Raw genomic sequence first — 16,860 nt, forward strand, 5'->3', positions numbered from 1 at the left:
TAAAAAAATAATGATGAGTTTTTATTGTATCGGGCATATGGCCCAGTACAAAAACAATTCATTTTTCAGACACTACAAACAGTCCAATCAAAACAGAAGAAAGGCACTCGAGATTACATTGGTTTCATAGAAACCACCATAATTAAATCAACCATTTGTTCCCGTCTCATCAATATTCTACTAGAATCACAGGGAAGAAAAAGGTCGTTCCACTTCTTCCCTTTTCTTACCCTTTCCCCTACTCGCTACCTCTATTTCCAAATGTTCAAGAGAAGCATCCAGATAAAACAACACTCGAAAAAACAACCCCCAATATCCGCAATAAACATGGTTGATTTCTTACTTTAGCCTACTCAAATAACATCGAGTTCCCCTTTCATGATGATAAGACACAAAAGCCTTTGGCAGCTAGGGTTTTGCATTTTATTCTTGGTATTTTTTACGGCCTGTGGGTATCAGGATACCGTACGCCCAAGTATAGAAAAGAGACTCGCCGTATTGGACAGTACAAGACTGACACAACCTGAAGAATCACTTTTTGAGCTGGACAGCTTATTGCAAAACAACCAAGACCTAAGCGACCTAGAGCGGGCCCTGTTATTGTTCAATAAAGGAGAAGCCTTATACTTAAACGATAAATATCCCGAGGCATTCAACACCCATCTCGAAGGCTATACATTGTTTGTGGAGCTAAAGGACAAATACAACCAAGGCCGTTCACTGATTACCTTAAGTGGTGCCGCCCTCCACATGGGAGATATCGAAACCTCACAAAAATATGCCCTGCAAGCCTTGGAATTGGCACAGTTGATCGGAGATAAGCGCATGGAAGGTAAGGCATACAACCAATTGTTCAAACTTCATTTTGGCCTAAAGGACTACGACAAGGCCTTGGCTTATGTGCAATTGACCGACAGCTTGTATTCCCAAGAGGCGGATACCACATCCATAATTTCAATAAAGAGCAATAAGGCCAGTGTGTACCTAAAATTAAAGGAGTACAACAAAGCTTTGGCCAGTTACTCGGAAGCCATGACACTGAGCCAGACCAAAAGAGACCCCAAAACATTGGTCAGTGTACTGAATAATATAGGTTACACCTATATGGAAGCAAAGGAATACGAGAGTGCCGAGAAATTTCTGCGGGGTGCCATTACCTTGAACAAAAATATAAAAGCCATAAACGCAGCTCCCTACAAAGGTCTCGGAAATCTATTTTTACTGAAGGCCGAAAAAGACTCTGCCAAAGTAAACTTCAACAAAGCCCTTAGTATTTATAAAGCTACAAAGAACACAAAGGAAGAGATCGATGTAAGGGATAAATTGATTGCCCTGTCCATTATGTCAGGAGATTACACCAAAGCATTGAACCATCAAATTGTGAGGGACAGTTTACGGAAAGACTTAAATAAGCTCGAAAAAGATAGGCTTTTGAATTTCGCCAATGTCAATTATGAGGTAAAGCGAAAGGAGACCGAAATTAAACACCAGAAAGAAATAAACCGTAGAAACACCTGGCTTTTGATCAGTACGGTCACCCTCTTCATACTCTTACTCATAATAACCGCCTTTTATAGTTACAATACCAAATTACGGGCGGCGAACAGGGCTTCAAAATTAGAACAGCGCCTGCTGCGCGTACAGATGAACCCGCATTTTATTTTCAACACCTTGGCCGCCATTCAAAATATCACCCTAGAAGGCAATCCTATAAAATCATCGAACTACATTGCCAAATTTTCCAAACTGATACGACAAAATTTCGATTACGTAAGAAAGGAATCCATTCCATTGGACAAGGAAATTGAAATGGTCACCAATTATATAGAAACCCAACAATTACGCTTTAACAAGGCGTTTTCCTATTCGATAGCAATGGAAGGCATAGACGATCCCTCGGGCATACAGGTACCTCCCATGTTATTACAGCCTTTTATTGAAAATGCCATAGAATATGGCTTAAAGGAGAAAAAGAAAGGCGGCGAACTACGGCTTAAAATAGAAAGGAATCGGAACGAATTGTCCTTCGTCATTTCCGATAACGGGGTAGGACGATCGGCCAAGGCCAAGGACGAAAAAATAACCGAAGAACTGCACGCAACAAGTATATTTAAAGAACGTTTAAAAATGAGAAAAAAGGGAGAGGAAAAAACCTTTGTAATCGAAGATCTATACGACAAGGATAATAAGCCCGCAGGAACAAAAGTGTTTTTTAAATTGAAAATTCAATGATCGAAGCCATTATAGTTGAGGATGAATTCAATGCCCTTAACACGCTTGACAAACTTATTAAGTATACCCAAAAAGACATTGAGGTAGTTGCCAAAATAGACAATGTTGAAGACGCCATTAGCTTTTTAAAAAAGCGCACCCCAGACTTGGTTTTTCTCGATATAGAGCTCATTGGCGGTAACGCCTTTCAAATCTTGGAGGCCTTGGACAGCATCGCCTTTAAACTTATTTTTATTACCGCTTACGATGAATTTGCCATAAAGGCCATCAAGTTCGATACCATAGACTATTTGCTAAAACCGATAGACTCCGATGAACTGTCCGCATGTTTGGATCGGTTCAGGGAGGTTTTTAAGAAAGAGCAAGTCTATAAAAGTGCACTGGACAAAGTTGCAGAGATCAATGACAAGGAAATTCAGAAAACCTTATTGATCAAAACCGCAGATGCCCAATATTTTCTTCAAATCAAAGATATTGTACGCTGCCAATCGGATGGTGCCTATACGGTGTTCCATACCGTGGACAAAAAAATCATGAGCGCCCGCAACCTAAAGTACTATGAGAACATTTTAAGCGAACATACCTTTGTACGCGTGCACCAATCGCACTTGGTAAATATTAAATACATAAAGACGATTGGCAGCAACAATACCGTTTGCCTAACGAACGACGAAAAAATACCCGTGGCCACACGAAAAAAATCGTACCTAAAACAGGTTTTGGACAGCCTATAAAAGCAAATACAAAACAGAAAATAGCAAATGTAAAACGGTTTTAAAATCCCCCTTTTCCCGTCTTAGTTTTGAGGTAAATAAACAAATAACCCTTAAAACAAAAGATCATGGGATTAAAAGAAAAAAGATTTACCCAAACATTTCAAGAAGAACAATTTCCAGAATTAAAGGCACAAATCATATCCGCAGCAGGTTTTGACGTAGCCTTGAATATTGAATGGGAAACCTTATTCGAAGACCGTTTTTTACATCTTTATAACGACTCGTATCCAAAAATATACTTCTTGCCCCTTATCGAAGCCTTCAAAGCCATTACCGCCGACGAAATGGGGAAAGAAGCTTTGGCCGAAAGTTTAAAGGAAGTACACATTACCAACACAAAAGATCATCACAACCCTAAAAATGCCTATTCATTTGCCGAAGGCGTTCTAACCGTTGACCATAGCCCCATACTCAATGCCGACAACGTAGAAGAGAGGGTAACGGTGTTGACCGATCTATTGGAAAGCAAGCTTTAAACTTATTCCTGTTAGAGCTTTATTACGCATTGATATTCGATTACAACACTTCTTGTTATGACAAATACACCCTACTATAACACCTTTGTGGCGCAAACGCCCGAACAGGTTTTACAAAGCGTCCATAAAAATGAAAAACCTGTTCTTATAGGTGTTTCCCTTAGCAACGGAAACTACTTGGAGGGCATTGTGCTAGACATTAAAGAAGCGAATAACCAAAAATCGGTCTGTCTGCTATCGTCCGATGAGCAGGTATCGTTTTTCAACTTGTATAGTCTGGTATCCATTACGGTAAAACAGCCCAAAAAAATGGTCGTAGCCCTATCTAAAGGGACTATTAGCAGACCCTTGGAGCCAGCAAACGAAACGCTTACCGTATTGCAGCTGAAACGTTGGTTGCAGACCGAAAAGCCACAATTGGGAAATCAGATCAAGGAAGTGAACATAGACCAACTTCCCCTTAATGAATTGAACAATAGGTTGAACATTAAGGATGTATTCAAGGCATTAAAAGACGTCGTGTCACTAATCACCATAGATGAAATAGGTCAAAAAGCTTGGCAGGCCATCGATACCATCGTCCTACAACAGGCAGATGCACTAAGTATTAATGTTCAAGATACGACACTTACCATTTCATTGGCGATCGACAGGGCATTGCCAAAAGAACTGTCCAAAATCTTAGAAGAAAAATTATTACAACAACTATAAAAACCAAAAATATGGGCCTTAAAGAAAAAAGAATAATCAAAGCCTTTCAAAACGACCAATATCCCGCTTTGGAAGCGGAGATCAACAAAGCAGCAGGTTACGAAGTTCCCATGGATATTAAGTGGGACACCCTAATGGAAGACCGCTTTTCGCACCTGTATCAAGACACTTTTCCCAAAATATATTTCCAGCCCTTGATCCAAGCGTTTAAGGCGATCTGTATCGATGAAATGGGAGTTGAACTTTTACAAGCGGGATTAAAAAAAGTTATTATCGTCAATGAAAACAATGAGCATAGTCTCGGAAAGGCCATCACTTTTGAAGAGGGGGTGCTGAAAATTGACCATAGTCCCGTTATCAATGCCGATAATGCAGAAGACAAGGCAAATCGTATTATCGAGTTGTTGGAAAACAAACTGGAAGAATTTGCCGAGGCAGCAACGGGTCAAGCACCGGCAGCGGCGGCAACGACCGTTACAGAAACGCCAAGAACCTCGGAAAAAACGGAAACACCGCAAAATCAACAAGTACAATCCGACTCACTTGCCAACGTCTCCATGGCGGAACTGTACGACCAATCTTTTGTATTGGCTTGCGAAAAGCAAGAAATTTTCGGGGAGATGGTAGAAGGTTTGAACTGGAGTTGTGATATTCTCGAAGGTAAATTAACCTATGGTGACGACAAGGTTTTTGACATTCAGGTTATTGGAACATACTCAGAGAACGAAAAAAGCTGGTTATGGGCCTGGGCCAACAACCAAAGCGGAATTCCAGAGACCTTTCTTGACACCTCCATACGAATGAGAGAATTGGGAACCGCCCATAAGTTAGAGGACCTGACGACTCCTAAACTGGAAACCGATACAGATCCAGGTGCATATTTTTCTACGATAGCTTCAGTGATTCTACAAGACAGTTGTTACGTACCGCTAACTTTTAAAGGCCTAAAGGTATATGTGACCGTAAGGTCCGCTGAACTGGATAACAAAGCAAGAACCGCACCTGCATTGATCTGTTCCCATTTCACCAACCTTGCGGCAAGCTTTCGGTTTCCCCATAAATACTGCCTGCATTATTACTTAATGGCAAAAGGATATCAAGTAGAAAACTGTGGCAATAACATTTTGGCCAAAAACGGGGAAGATCAAATTCTGGGCATTTTCGACCTAAAGGGAAACCTCATGAAAATTTCAAATTCAAAAACAGCCGTTCAAGCTTAAAAAAAATAATACTATGTCATACACATCAACCACCTTAGCGGATTTACAAAAGGAACACCAAGACGCCATTAATGCGGCCCAAGAAGAAATGATGGCCAATTTAAACGCGGCACAGGCATCGGGCGATTTTCAAAAAATACAAGAAGTAAGTGTTGCATTTCAAGATACAACCACAAAATTGGCCGATGATTATACCAAACGTATTGAGGAGATCAACGCCTTGAACGAAAAGGCGATCACGGAAAAAGTGGCCGATATCTATACCGATAAAAGAGCTGGAATAAATCTGAACCACTTGGTATATGATGGCGATAGGGACTATGTTATCGAGTTTCAAAACAACGAATTGATACAACAGACCTTGGAAAGGGTCAACGAAACCAACGGCAAGTTCAAATCGAGAAAGCATTTGTTAAAATCCAGTTTAAGGTTGACCAAAACCTTGGCCCCCATGCTTCACGAAATCGGTGAACATTGCAAGGAGATTTTAAGACTAAAGGCAGACATTGAATTTTTCGTCTACCAGAGCGACCAATTCAATGCTTCTTGCTACCCGCCGGATGACAATAGACTTTATATCATTTTGTCTTCGGGAATGTTGGAGCGTTTTACAAAGGAAGAGCTGACTTTTGTGATAGGTCATGAAATCGGCCATGTACTTTTTGAACATTTTGATTACCCGGTACGTCAGATCTTGGATATTGGCCAAAATGACCTGGCCCCCATACACGCCATGAAATTGTATGCATGGAACAGAAATGCCGAAATTAGTGCCGATAGGGTCGGCTTGCTTTGTTGCCAAGATTTTGAAACCGCTGGCCGTACGTTCTTTAAGCTATCTTCTGGGGTAACCACAGATTCGCTGGATTTTCAACTAAACGCTTACATAGAGCAATTTGTAGATTTGGAAGAAGCCTTGAACGATGCCAACCACGATCCATCGGATTGGTACAGTAGTCACCCTTTTAGTCCTTTACGCATCAAGGCCTTGGAACTTTTTAACAAGAGCGAAACCTATGCCTCTTTTAACGACAGTATTAGTGGAGAGATCAGCGAAGAGGCCATGGAACTAGAAATTAAGCGCATCATGTCGTTGATGGAGCCCGAGAACTTGGAAGAAAACGGTGAGTATTCGGAAAAAATACAGCGTTTTATGTTCTTGGGAGGCTACTTGATATCGAATGCCGATGGCGTTGTCGACGACTCGGAAATACAGGCATTGAGCAGTATTGTACTCCCTAAGGTTTTTGCCAATTGCATGATGACGATCAAAGGCCTTACCGAAAAGGAAATGATCGAAGAAGTACAACAACTGTCCAACGATCTGGATCTGGTACTGTCCGTAATGCAAAAGTTGAATATTCTAAGGGACCTATCGATTATATCGTACGCCGACGGGCAGATAGACGACAGTGAAGTAAACGTACTCTATAACCTAGCCAGGCTCTTGCGTATCAACACCGATTTTATAGATCGCGTAATTAGCGATGCACAGGGAGTTTAGATTCTAAAATTTTTTTAGGACCTTTTAAAAAAAGGGGAACATTTTATGTTCCCCTTTTTGTTTTTTATGAATATAAGCAGTGGATTTATTCCAAAGAATGGGATACCTTATTTCATCTACTTTTAATTCAAAAACCTGATCAAAATCATGTTTTAAGAATATCTGAAATCCCATTTTTGTTAGCTACAGTTTTTTTCAATCCATGAACAAATACGTTCAATGCGATTAAACCATCACAAAAAACAATTTATGACGTACGCACATTCCTTTCACATTCCCGTTATGGGTATAGGGTTCACTATCGATTCCCCATTAAAAGTTTCAAAATTCGGTATCGACTCCGTTATCTCATTGGTCGATGATATTCTGTTGGAAAAACTTCGCAAAATGTATGCTGGCAAACACAACCTTCCTTACACGGAAATTACGGAGAGTATGGAAGATTTTAGGGCCAAACGCATTAGTTCTTATCTTAATACGATTCATGATCTTGCTCATGAAAAATTCGAGGAATTCAAGAATTCCACCACCGAAACTGCCGCTGGTATTAAATCGTATTTCAACCTACTGCCCGATACCTCTTCTTTAAAAAAAGAATTCTTTCAGCTTACCCAAAATGGCCTTAGTATGACCGATATAAAAGATTGGGTAAAGGAACACATGCCAATGGGAAGTATTGATGTGAACATTATGACCAAGGTGGACAAGGACAACTATGTAAAGAAAGAAAAGCTTGGTACAGAATTTAATGACGCCCATGCGGCCCTTAGAGGTTTTGCAAAAAGCAAACTACGCTCTTCCGTTATCCTATCGGCTGGAATGAATCCACGTTTATACAGTTACCTGGAAAAATTTGATGATTTTTATCCTGATGCGGACGGAAACCTCAAAAAGAAAGTGGTACTCAAGGTTAGTGATTATAGATCAGCCCTGATTCAAGGAAAATTTTTAGCAAAAAAGGGAATCTGGGTTTCAGAATACCGAATAGAATCGGGACTCAACTGTGGTGGTCATGCCTTTGCTACGGATGGCTATTTGATGGGGCCGATTCTTCAACAGTTTAAAGAAAACCGACGAGAACTGATCAATATCGTGCACGAACTTCTTATTCATGCACTTGAACACCAACAACGCCCTTTTCCCAAAAAGCCTTTGCCTCTAAAAATCACTGCTCAAGGCGGTGTAGGTACAGCAGAAGAACACCAATTTTTACTTGACGAATATGACGTGGACGCTATAGGTTGGGGATCTGCATTCCTATTGGTGCCAGAGGCAACTACAGTGGATCAAGGTACTTTGAATAAATTGGTCAAGGCCAAAGAAGAAGATCTCTATTTGAGCAATATTTCCCCTTTGGGTGTTCCTTTTCATAGTTTAAAAGGAAATACAAAAGACATGGAAAAACTAAAGCGTATCTCCGATGGCAAACCCGGTAGTCCGTGTCCGAAGAAGTTTGTTGCGCTGAACAAAGATTTTAACGAGAAAGGCCTTTGTACCGCATCACGACAATATCAACATCAAAAACTGAAAGAACTTAAAGCTCTCAACCTTTCGAAAGCCGAATACGATTATCATTTTAAAAAGATTACCGAAAAGTCATGTACTTGTGTAGGCTTGGGCACTTCTGCCCTATTGGCCCACGATTTGGATACAAAAATCGAGGGAGATGGAGTATCTGTTTGCCCAGGGCCCAACATGGCCTATTTTTCGAAGATTGCTTCTTTAAAAGAAATGATCGACCATATATATGGCAGAACAAACATAATTACACGTACCGACAGACCTCATATGTTTATTAAAGAATTACATATCTACCTTGATTATTATAAGAACCAGATTTCAACATATCGAAGATCACCGACCGGCAAACACAAAAAACAATTAGTATCGTTTGGCAAGCATCTAAATGAAGGTATATCCTATTACGAAAAATTGTTCCGGTCAAAAAACAATGTAGTACCCCCTACATATAACGGTGTACTAAAACAATTAAAAACATATAAAGACAAATTAATACAACTAGCCAGTGTGGTTAACATCTACGAAGACAACTTAGCTTCGTAAAAGTGATGTAGAAAGAAGATTTTACATACTTAAAACTAGATTTTTTTGATACCGCCCGATTTTGAAGTAACCACTTTAAGCAAAAATACATAGCCCAAACCGGGCGGATCAAAAACTAAATAGAACTTGGCTTTCTGGAAATCTATAACTTGAAAAGTTAAAAAGTTAGACCCTACTTCCAAAAATCAAGGTTCTATCGATAGCTAATCAACATAATTAAAATTTCTATGGACACGCTTCATGTACATCCATAGTTAAACATAACGTTCTCTAGTGGGCAACTTGTGTGCCAATATGCCCATTCTTTTATGATCCATCCATAAATCACTGAAAACCAATAAAAAGTATTTTGAGCAGTAAAAGACTGCACTTATTTAGTATGGGGCATTTTGTATCGTTGGGGTATTTTTACCCATTTTCGCGGGTACTTTAATAAGTCTAAAACCTATTATTCTTTTTTAAAAACAAAGAATAAAAGGGCCATGCAAACAAACGTACTACATCTAAATTTTCTAAAAGTCAAAATCAACAAAATGCTAAGTTCTATATTTGCACCATTGCATGGCAAAATTTTGAAACCTATTTGTTGTTTTACCGTAGGAATAAAAACAATGCCGTTAAAGATTAAACAGTATATACATGTTCAACTTTTTTACAAAGAAGAATTTTTTAATAGATTATCTAGAAGGTTTTGTAGACATACACAACCACTTGCTACCCGGTATAGATGATGGGGCTAAAAGTGTGGAAGATTCCATTGAATTGATTAAGGGATTTGGAGAATTTGGCGTCTCTGACTTTATATGTACGCCGCATATTATGGAGAACTATCATCCCAATACACCGGGTACCATATCCAATTCATTTGCCTTACTTCAAAATGGTTTAAAAATGAATAATTTAAACCATGTAAATATAGATATGGCCGCTGAACATATGATCGATTCCAATTTTGAGAATATTTTGGAAAAGGACGAGGTGATGCCTTTGGACAAACGGTATTTATTAATTGAGATGTCCTATTTACAACCCTCTTTAAACTTGCTTACAGCAGTGGAAAAAATAGCGGACAAGAACCTTTATCCCATTCTTGCACATCCAGAACGTTATGCCTTCTTACATGGCAAAACCAGAACCTATCAAGAATATAAGGACAAAGGCATGTTAATGCAGCTCAACATACTTTCATTATCCAATTATTATGGAAAAGAAGTACAGAAATCGGCATTGAGCCTTTTAGATAGTGGATTATTGGATTTTATATCGTCTGATGTACACAACGCACGGCAATTAAAAGCAATAAGGGAAATACAACTTAGTACTTCCCTTATTGCCAAAGTAGAACCTTTAATACAAAAAACAGCTTATAATTTTAGAGGGTAAACAGCCCCTCTATAATTTCCACCACTTTTTGGTTGTCTTTCCGTAGCCGTACCCGTATTTACCTCCATAACCAAGGTTATCTAAGGTTACATCGTTCACTACAAAAGACACATTCTTAATTTTACCTTCTTCCCTTAACTGTAATGGGAACTCCACAGCCTTTTTCTCGGTAACACCGGCACGGGTTACATAAATAATATGATCAGCATGTGGGCTTATCAATAGGGTATCACTGACCACCATGAGCGGAGCGGTATCAACAATAACATAATCGTACATATCGGCCACCTTGTCAAAAAGTTCCCCTACCCTATCGCTCATTAACAATTCTGCAGGGTTTGGTGGTATTTTACCTGAATAAATAACATCGATGGTGTTACTATGTACCAGCATAGGATTAATTATATCCGCTACTTCAATATTCTCGTTGAAGATATAATCTGTAAGTCCGGCATCCTTATTCCTTTCCGATCTTTTCATTTTATCCACAGAATCTCCCACAAAGAAAGAATAGAATTTCGGGTTACGAATATCCGCACCGATCAACAATACTTTTTTATTGGTACTGGCCAATATCATGGCCAAATTGGTAGAGGTAAAAGTTTTACCCTCTCCAGGTACACTAGAAGTAATAAATATTTTATTGTTCTTGCCATTTTCAGCACCTTTCTTGGCCTTTATCATATAGTCCAGATTGGTCCTTAAAATCCTAAGGGCCTCTGCCAAGACAGAACGGTCATCCTTTACAATTAGCTTCGAATCCTTTTTACCTAAGCTTGGCAGCTCACCCAAAACGGGTACATCTTTGGTGATGTCCTCGAGGTTGTGTTTGTTATGTATTTTGGTATCCAATAAATCTTTGGCATAAATTACCCCAAAAGGAACCAACATACCCAACATTAAAGCAGCAAGATAAGTAATAGCTTTTTTAGGCTTCACCGGTGTTGGGCTAGCTACATAAGCTTTATCTATCACATGCGATTTAGGCTCTGCGGAAGCAAACGCAATTTGAGATTCTTCACGTTTTTGTAGTAAATAGAGATACAACGATTCAGTAGTTTCTTGCTTCCTGGTAATATTCCTCAATTCACGTTGGTTTTCGGGAGCCGAGTATATGGTTCCCTGAATTCGGCCTAATTGACTCTGTAGGGTACTTACGTTCATCCCCACGTTGCGCTCCAAAGAGGTCAAACTAGATTTCATCGTGTTTTTTAACCCCTCCAATTGCTCATCCAAATTAACGATCATCGGGTTTTGCTCATCCGCACTTTTCAATAATCGTTTACGTTCCGCTACCAAGGTATTATATTGCATCGTAGCTTGGTTTAAAGCACTACTTCCTACATCTACTACGGGCATTTCCTCATACCCCGTTTCTCCACTTACATATTCCTTAAGCCCACTTACCATTTGTAACTGCACCTTGGCACTTTCCAAATTTTGACGACTACCGGCACTTACCTGTACAGCCGCACCAACCTCAAGGCCTGATCCCGTCATTCCTTTTTCGGTCAATAATTCCTGGGCATCTTGATCTACAGAACTAAGTGTTCCCGAAATCATTTTTATTCTATTGTTGATAAACTCAGAAGTAGCATCCGCAACACGTTTTTTCTCTTCTACTGCATTCCTGTTATATACCTCTACCAACTTATCTATAATATCCTTTGCCTTTTGTGGTATGGCACTGGTCATGGACACATCTAGAATATTCGAATACTCTTGGGTCGCCGAAATGGAAACGGTCGACTTTAAAGAGCGTGCCACATTTTCCACCGGATTAATAGAAACATGGTACTCATTACCAATTAGACCTTTGGGGTCCTTTACATTGGGGGTTATGACCATATCTCCCATAGGCGTCGGAATCCCGTTCCCGTATGAATACACTTTTGATGGCGAGTTTTCATCTTCAGCAAAACCAAAGGTAGTTGCCGAGGTAAACTCTATAAAAAAGCTATACTTGGCATTATTGACAATAGAATCGGCCGCAATAAAATTTATTTTGATAGGTTGATTCCCATATATCTCAGAATTAATAACCTTCCCCAAGGCCATCATTTTAACATTGAGCCCCAATTCTTTCACCACTTCTATAAAATTGGATCTTGAGGACAATATTTCAATTTCATCCTCTACTTGCTTATCGGCACCTCCCATAATGTCAAGATCCTGAAAGATACTCATACCATTAGAAGTATTTTGTTCTTGTACGATCTGTATCTGCGACTGCACGGCATATTCTGGTATCGTATATCTTATATTCAGGTATGCGAAGACCAAGGCCAAGAACCCACATAGTACAAACCATTTCCATTGCTTGGCATAGGTGCTAATAATGTTCTTTATATCCTCTTTTTTATCGGAAAAATTCATAGACTACTTTTGAATATGATTGCGTGTATTTATCTTAATTTCTAGTGATTAGAAGTATCGTTGTAGTGATAACAAGTGATGCTATAGACACTGCCAAACCAGCCCTATTATCTAAAGTAGATTGGCTTACGGCCGATTTATTAGGCTCTACATACACCACATCGTTTTGGGTAAGGTAATAAACCGGTGAGTTTAAAATATCCTTGCTCGTCAAATTAACACGGGTATACACTTTGGTCCCGTTAAAATCCCTAATTACCAATACATTGTCCCGTCTTCCCTTAATACCAAGGTCATTAGCAAGACCAATAGCCTCCAAAACAGTAATCTGTTCACCATTCACCTGGTAGGTTCCGGGGCGGTTTACCTCTCCCAATACCGTAATGGTAAAATTGGACAATCGAATGTTAATAATAGGATCTTTTAAATACGGCTTTAATTTTTCACGTAATAATTCTTTGGTTTCCTCCGGGGTAAGTCCCACCACCTTAATTTTGCCCAATACCGGAAAATCGATCTCTCCATTCTTATCCACTAGGTAATCCAATTGCTGAGGGTTCGACACAGCTCCTTCCGGCATACTAGAAAACAGGTTAAAGGGCACACTGGCCGCGGGATCCAAGGTAGACACATTAATTCTTAAAATATCATCTACCTTAAAGGTATTTACATGGCTATTATCGCTTACGATAGTTTCATAATCGGCCGCATCCTGAAAATAAACGATATCCTTTTTAGACCCACAAGAGGTCAGTAAAGCTCCTATGAACCCTATTACAAATACTCCTTTGAAAATACCTTTGCTTCTTAACATAATTATATTGAATGGATTAGTGTACCACAAGGATACTAAAAATTTAAGATTGAACAATTTTTAAATTTGAGTTGCTTTTTGAGCCGTCAACGGTATCCTCCGATTTTTCATCAAACTCGCACAGGTCCGAGTTTTTAGAAACATATTCGGGCACAATTTCTTTCATCAGTTTAACGGTATTGCCATTAAAGAACATGTTGGTTATACATAGTTCATCGATTTTAGAGCGCACCTTGGCATAATCCAACTCACGTACCTTACTAATTTTAATTTTTTGATGGTAGGTAGGCATGGTATTTTCACCATTGGCCAACAACTCCTCATACAATTTTTCCCCTGGGCGCAGACCGGTAATTTTTATATCGATATCTTCGGGATACCTCAATCCTGAGAGCTTGATCATATTCTTGGCCAAATCGAAAATTTTTACCGATTCTCCCATATCAAAGATAAAAATCTCACCTCCTTCACCCATGGCCCCAGCTTCCAATACCAATTGGGAAGCTTCCGGTATAGTCATAAAATAGCGGGTAATATCTTTATGGGTCAAGGTCAAAGGCCCACCTTTTTCTATTTGTTTTCTAAATAATGGTATAACAGATCCGTTGGATCCCAATACGTTCCCAAATCTAGTGGTTATAAATTTAGTCTTATTTTCTTTTTGCATACAACTAATGTACATTTCGGCAATACGCTTAGACGCTCCCATTACATTGGTTGGGTTTACGGCTTTGTCCGTAGATACAAAAACAAATTTCTCCACTCCGTGAACCAATGAGAGGTCTGCCACGGTTTTGGTTCCTGCAATATTAATTTTTATGGCCTCATACGCATTGTATTCCATAAGAGGTACATGTTTATAGGCTGCCGCATGAAAGACCATGTTGGGGCGATGCTCCATAAACAAGGCGTTCATTCGGTTTTTATCTCGAATATCGCTTACAATGGGAATAAAATTGTGACACCCGTTCTGTTTTAATTCTTGCTGTAAATCGTACAAGGCAGACTCCGCAGAGTCTATTATAATCAAAGATTTATACGAATAGGAACAAATTTGACGCACTATTTCACTACCAATAGAACCAGCCCCTCCTGTTACCATAATCGTTTTGTTCAACAGCTCCATCTCTATTTTACTGTTCTTTATTTTTATGGGAGGCCTGTCCAACAAATCTTCTATCTGTACCTGTTTGATCTGTGAAACCTTTAACTCACCATTGATCCAATCTTCAATGGGCGGTACAATTTTAACCACAATGGGAAGATCCACCAAGCCCTCTACAGTTTTACGAAGTCTGGTAGCATCTATATTTTGTATAGAGAAAATAATCTCCGAAATATTGTTCTTGGCTATAAAAGACTCTGTCAATGATTTTCTTGAAAAAACAGGTACCCCATTAATATTTTTACCCATTTTTTTAGGATCTCTATCCACATATCCCACGACCTTGTATTTACTTTGTGCATGGTTGGTAATGGCACCATGTGTAAGCACTCCCGAATCTCCAGCACCATATATCAACACATTCTTGTAGGCCTTGTCAATGCTGTGCATTCTGTTGTAAATGGATTTGAATACAAATCTTGAAGCCGTAAGCCCTATAAAGGTGATAAGACTGTTAATGATTATAATGGATAAGGGAATGGTAAAGACATTTAGAATACCAAACATTCTATTGGCAAGCACCACAAAAATGACCAAGATACTTGATAAACAAACGGCATTAAAAATATTATAGACATCCCTTACCCCTGTGTGACGTACAACCCCCTTATAGGATCCAACTATAAGAAAAGCGATCAAGGCCGTTACCAAAACCAAAGGCAATTGCACCAATAAATTCTCAACCTCAAAATTCAAGGTTAGGTTAAATCGAATCAAATACGACAATACAAACGAGCAACCAATGGTAGCCAGGTCTATAACCAGCACCAACCATTTAGAAGCGTAACGTTGACTATTATAAGTTAAGTATTTTTGTATCATGCTATAACGTTTTTGATGTTAGAAACAACGCGCTCTAAATCTTCTGTTGTTAAATTGGAACCACTGGGCAAACAAAGCCCCCTTTCAAAAAGGGTTTCCGAGGTTCCATCCATGAACTGTTCGTAATCGTTAAAAATAGGCTGTAAATGCAAAGGTTTCCATAAGGGCCTTGACTCAATGTTCTCTTCTAAAAGAGTTGTCCTTATTTTCTCTCTCATTTCATAAGAAGGTGTTAAGATACAACTTAACCATCTATTTGAAAAACAACCATCTGGCTCCGGCAAAAACGTAATTTTCTTATGGCCGTTCAAGGCATCAAAGTAAAATGCATGATTTGCCCTTCTTGCGGCTACCCTATCGGCCAAAACCTCCATTTGCCCCCTGCCAATACCGGCAAGTACATTGCTCATTCTATAATTATACCCTACATGACTGTGTTGGTAGTGGGGTGCGTCGTCTCTGGCCTGGGTGGCCAAGAACACTGCTTTTTCCTTATATGTCTTATTCTTTGACACCAAAGCCCCTCCTCCAGAAGTAGTGATGATCTTATTTCCATTAAAAGATAAGATTCCGATATCGCCAAAGGTCCCACATCGATCCCCTTTATAGGTACTCCCCAAAGCCTCCGCACTGTCTTCCAAAACGGGAATCTCAAATTCGTCCGCAATTTCACGGATTTCATCTACCTTATAGGGCATACCGTACAAATGCACGGCAATGATCGCTTTGGGTTTTTTATAATTTTTTATTCTATGTACGATAGCCTCGCGCAACAATACCGGAGACATGTTCCATGTATCGGCCTCACTATCTACAAAAACAGGTTTTGCTCCTAAATAAAGAATGGGATTGGCGGAAGCGGAAAAAGTAAAACTTTGACAAAGAACCTCATCACCGGCCCCAACACCCAACAGTTCCAAACCCAAATGAATGGCACCCGTACCCGAACTCAATGCGGCCACGTGCGCTCCGTTCCCCAAGTTTTCCTCGATCGCCTTTTCAAAGGCGTTCACGTTGGGTCCCAATGGGGCAATCCAATTGGTATCGAAGGCTTCGGCTACGTATTTTTGTTCGGCACCGCCCATGTGTGGGGACGAGAGCCAAATTTTGGTAGGCATTAAAGTGGTTTTCAATGGTTCAAGTGTTTAGGGTTACAAATATAGAACTCAAAATTAACTATCCCACTCCTTAATCACGAGAATTAAGAACATAATTCGTTTAATACATGCAAATTATCGGTTAAAGGATTTAACAGGTCCATTTTAACGGTGCTTCACGTTTTTCACCCCTTCAAATAACAAATACATCTAAAATACA

12 protein-coding genes are annotated in these 16,860 nt (G+C 39.5%); 8 read left to right on the plus strand and 4 right to left on the minus strand.

Going from position 1 to position 16,860, the window contains the following annotated elements:
- The first annotated feature begins 378 nt into the window (after nucleotides 1-378).
- The 8 genes from AB657_RS06555 to AB657_RS06590 all read left to right on the plus strand — a co-directional run bounded on the left by AB657_RS06555 (nucleotide 379) and on the right by AB657_RS06590 (nucleotide 10,366).
- On the plus strand, nucleotides 379-2,232 hold the full coding sequence (locus AB657_RS06555; protein WP_047245766.1) for a tetratricopeptide repeat-containing sensor histidine kinase: 1,854 nt from the start codon (nucleotides 379-381) through the stop codon (nucleotides 2,230-2,232).
- The gene (locus AB657_RS06560) at nucleotides 2,229-2,966 is read left to right on the plus strand and encodes a LytR/AlgR family response regulator transcription factor (protein ID WP_047245767.1); all 738 of its coding nucleotides are present in this window, start codon (nucleotides 2,229-2,231) and stop codon (nucleotides 2,964-2,966) included. The genes AB657_RS06555 and AB657_RS06560 overlap by 4 nt, the downstream gene beginning before the upstream one ends.
- 107 nt (nucleotides 2,967-3,073) lie before the next feature.
- A complete protein-coding gene (locus AB657_RS06565; protein ID WP_047245768.1) occupies nucleotides 3,074-3,484 on the plus strand; it encodes a hypothetical protein in 411 nt (136 codons plus the stop codon).
- A gap of 57 nt (nucleotides 3,485-3,541) precedes the next feature.
- On the plus strand, nucleotides 3,542-4,195 hold the full coding sequence (locus tag AB657_RS06570; protein WP_047245769.1) for a hypothetical protein: 654 nt from the start codon (nucleotides 3,542-3,544) through the stop codon (nucleotides 4,193-4,195).
- Nucleotides 4,196-4,206: 11 nt separating this feature from the next.
- Complete coding sequence (locus AB657_RS18060) at nucleotides 4,207-5,415, plus strand: DUF6882 domain-containing protein (RefSeq protein WP_198146886.1); 1,209 nt, start codon at nucleotides 4,207-4,209, stop codon at nucleotides 5,413-5,415.
- A 13-nt stretch (nucleotides 5,416-5,428) separates the two neighbouring features.
- Nucleotides 5,429-6,919: a M48 family metalloprotease gene (locus AB657_RS06580; protein ID WP_047245770.1), complete on the plus strand. Its 1,491-nt coding sequence runs from the start codon at nucleotides 5,429-5,431 to the stop codon at nucleotides 6,917-6,919.
- Between the two features lie 249 nt (nucleotides 6,920-7,168).
- The gene (locus AB657_RS06585; RefSeq protein ID WP_047247847.1) at nucleotides 7,169-8,983 is read left to right on the plus strand and encodes a hypothetical protein; all 1,815 of its coding nucleotides are present in this window, start codon (nucleotides 7,169-7,171) and stop codon (nucleotides 8,981-8,983) included.
- Between the two features lie 639 nt (nucleotides 8,984-9,622).
- Nucleotides 9,623-10,366 carry a tyrosine-protein phosphatase gene (locus tag AB657_RS06590; RefSeq protein WP_047245771.1) on the plus strand — a complete coding sequence of 248 codons (744 nt, stop codon included), beginning with the start codon at nucleotides 9,623-9,625 and terminating at the stop codon, nucleotides 10,364-10,366.
- Nucleotides 10,367-10,375: 9 nt separating this feature from the next.
- Here AB657_RS06590 and AB657_RS06595 read toward each other — a convergent pair whose 3' ends face one another.
- The 4 genes from AB657_RS06595 to AB657_RS06610 are packed head-to-tail and all read right to left on the minus strand — an operon-like array spanning nucleotide 10,376 to nucleotide 16,661.
- Entirely contained in the window at nucleotides 10,376-12,742 is a 2,367-nt protein-coding gene (locus tag AB657_RS06595) for a GumC family protein (RefSeq protein WP_047245772.1), read from the minus strand.
- Between the two features lie 34 nt (nucleotides 12,743-12,776).
- Nucleotides 12,777-13,556, minus strand: a complete 780-nt coding sequence (locus AB657_RS06600; protein WP_047245773.1) for a polysaccharide biosynthesis/export family protein — start codon at nucleotides 13,554-13,556, stop codon at nucleotides 12,777-12,779.
- 43 nt (nucleotides 13,557-13,599) lie between these two features.
- Nucleotides 13,600-15,543: a polysaccharide biosynthesis protein gene (locus AB657_RS06605; RefSeq protein ID WP_047245774.1), complete on the minus strand. Its 1,944-nt coding sequence runs from the start codon at nucleotides 15,541-15,543 to the stop codon at nucleotides 13,600-13,602.
- Nucleotides 15,540-16,661, minus strand: a complete 1,122-nt coding sequence (locus tag AB657_RS06610; RefSeq protein WP_047245775.1) for a DegT/DnrJ/EryC1/StrS family aminotransferase — start codon at nucleotides 16,659-16,661, stop codon at nucleotides 15,540-15,542. The genes AB657_RS06605 and AB657_RS06610 overlap by 4 nt, the downstream gene beginning before the upstream one ends.
- Nucleotides 16,662-16,860 lie beyond the last annotated feature (199 nt).

Source organism: Maribacter thermophilus, assembly GCF_001020565.1.
GTDB lineage: Bacteria > Bacteroidota > Bacteroidia > Flavobacteriales > Flavobacteriaceae > Maribacter > Maribacter thermophilus.

Bases quoted from the DNA above. Each gene is read 5' to 3' on its own strand.
- AB657_RS06555 (WP_047245766.1), top strand. From the start codon at position 379: ATGATGATAAGACACAAAAGCCTTTGGCAGCTAGGGTTTTGCATTTTA.
- AB657_RS06560 (WP_047245767.1), top strand. From the start codon at position 2,229: ATGATCGAAGCCATTATAGTTGAGGATGAATTCAATGCCCTTAACACG.
- AB657_RS06565 (WP_047245768.1), top strand. From the start codon at position 3,074: ATGGGATTAAAAGAAAAAAGATTTACCCAAACATTTCAAGAAGAACAA.
- AB657_RS06570 (WP_047245769.1), top strand. From the start codon at position 3,542: ATGACAAATACACCCTACTATAACACCTTTGTGGCGCAAACGCCCGAA.
- AB657_RS18060 (WP_198146886.1), top strand. From the start codon at position 4,207: ATGGGCCTTAAAGAAAAAAGAATAATCAAAGCCTTTCAAAACGACCAA.
- AB657_RS06580 (WP_047245770.1), top strand. From the start codon at position 5,429: ATGTCATACACATCAACCACCTTAGCGGATTTACAAAAGGAACACCAA.
- AB657_RS06585 (WP_047247847.1), top strand. From the start codon at position 7,169: ATGACGTACGCACATTCCTTTCACATTCCCGTTATGGGTATAGGGTTC.
- AB657_RS06590 (WP_047245771.1), top strand. From the start codon at position 9,623: ATGTTCAACTTTTTTACAAAGAAGAATTTTTTAATAGATTATCTAGAA.
- AB657_RS06595 (WP_047245772.1), bottom strand. From the start codon at position 12,742: ATGAATTTTTCCGATAAAAAAGAGGATATAAAGAACATTATTAGCACC.
- AB657_RS06600 (WP_047245773.1), bottom strand. From the start codon at position 13,556: ATGTTAAGAAGCAAAGGTATTTTCAAAGGAGTATTTGTAATAGGGTTC.
- AB657_RS06605 (WP_047245774.1), bottom strand. From the start codon at position 15,543: ATGATACAAAAATACTTAACTTATAATAGTCAACGTTACGCTTCTAAA.
- AB657_RS06610 (WP_047245775.1), bottom strand. From the start codon at position 16,661: ATGCCTACCAAAATTTGGCTCTCGTCCCCACACATGGGCGGTGCCGAA.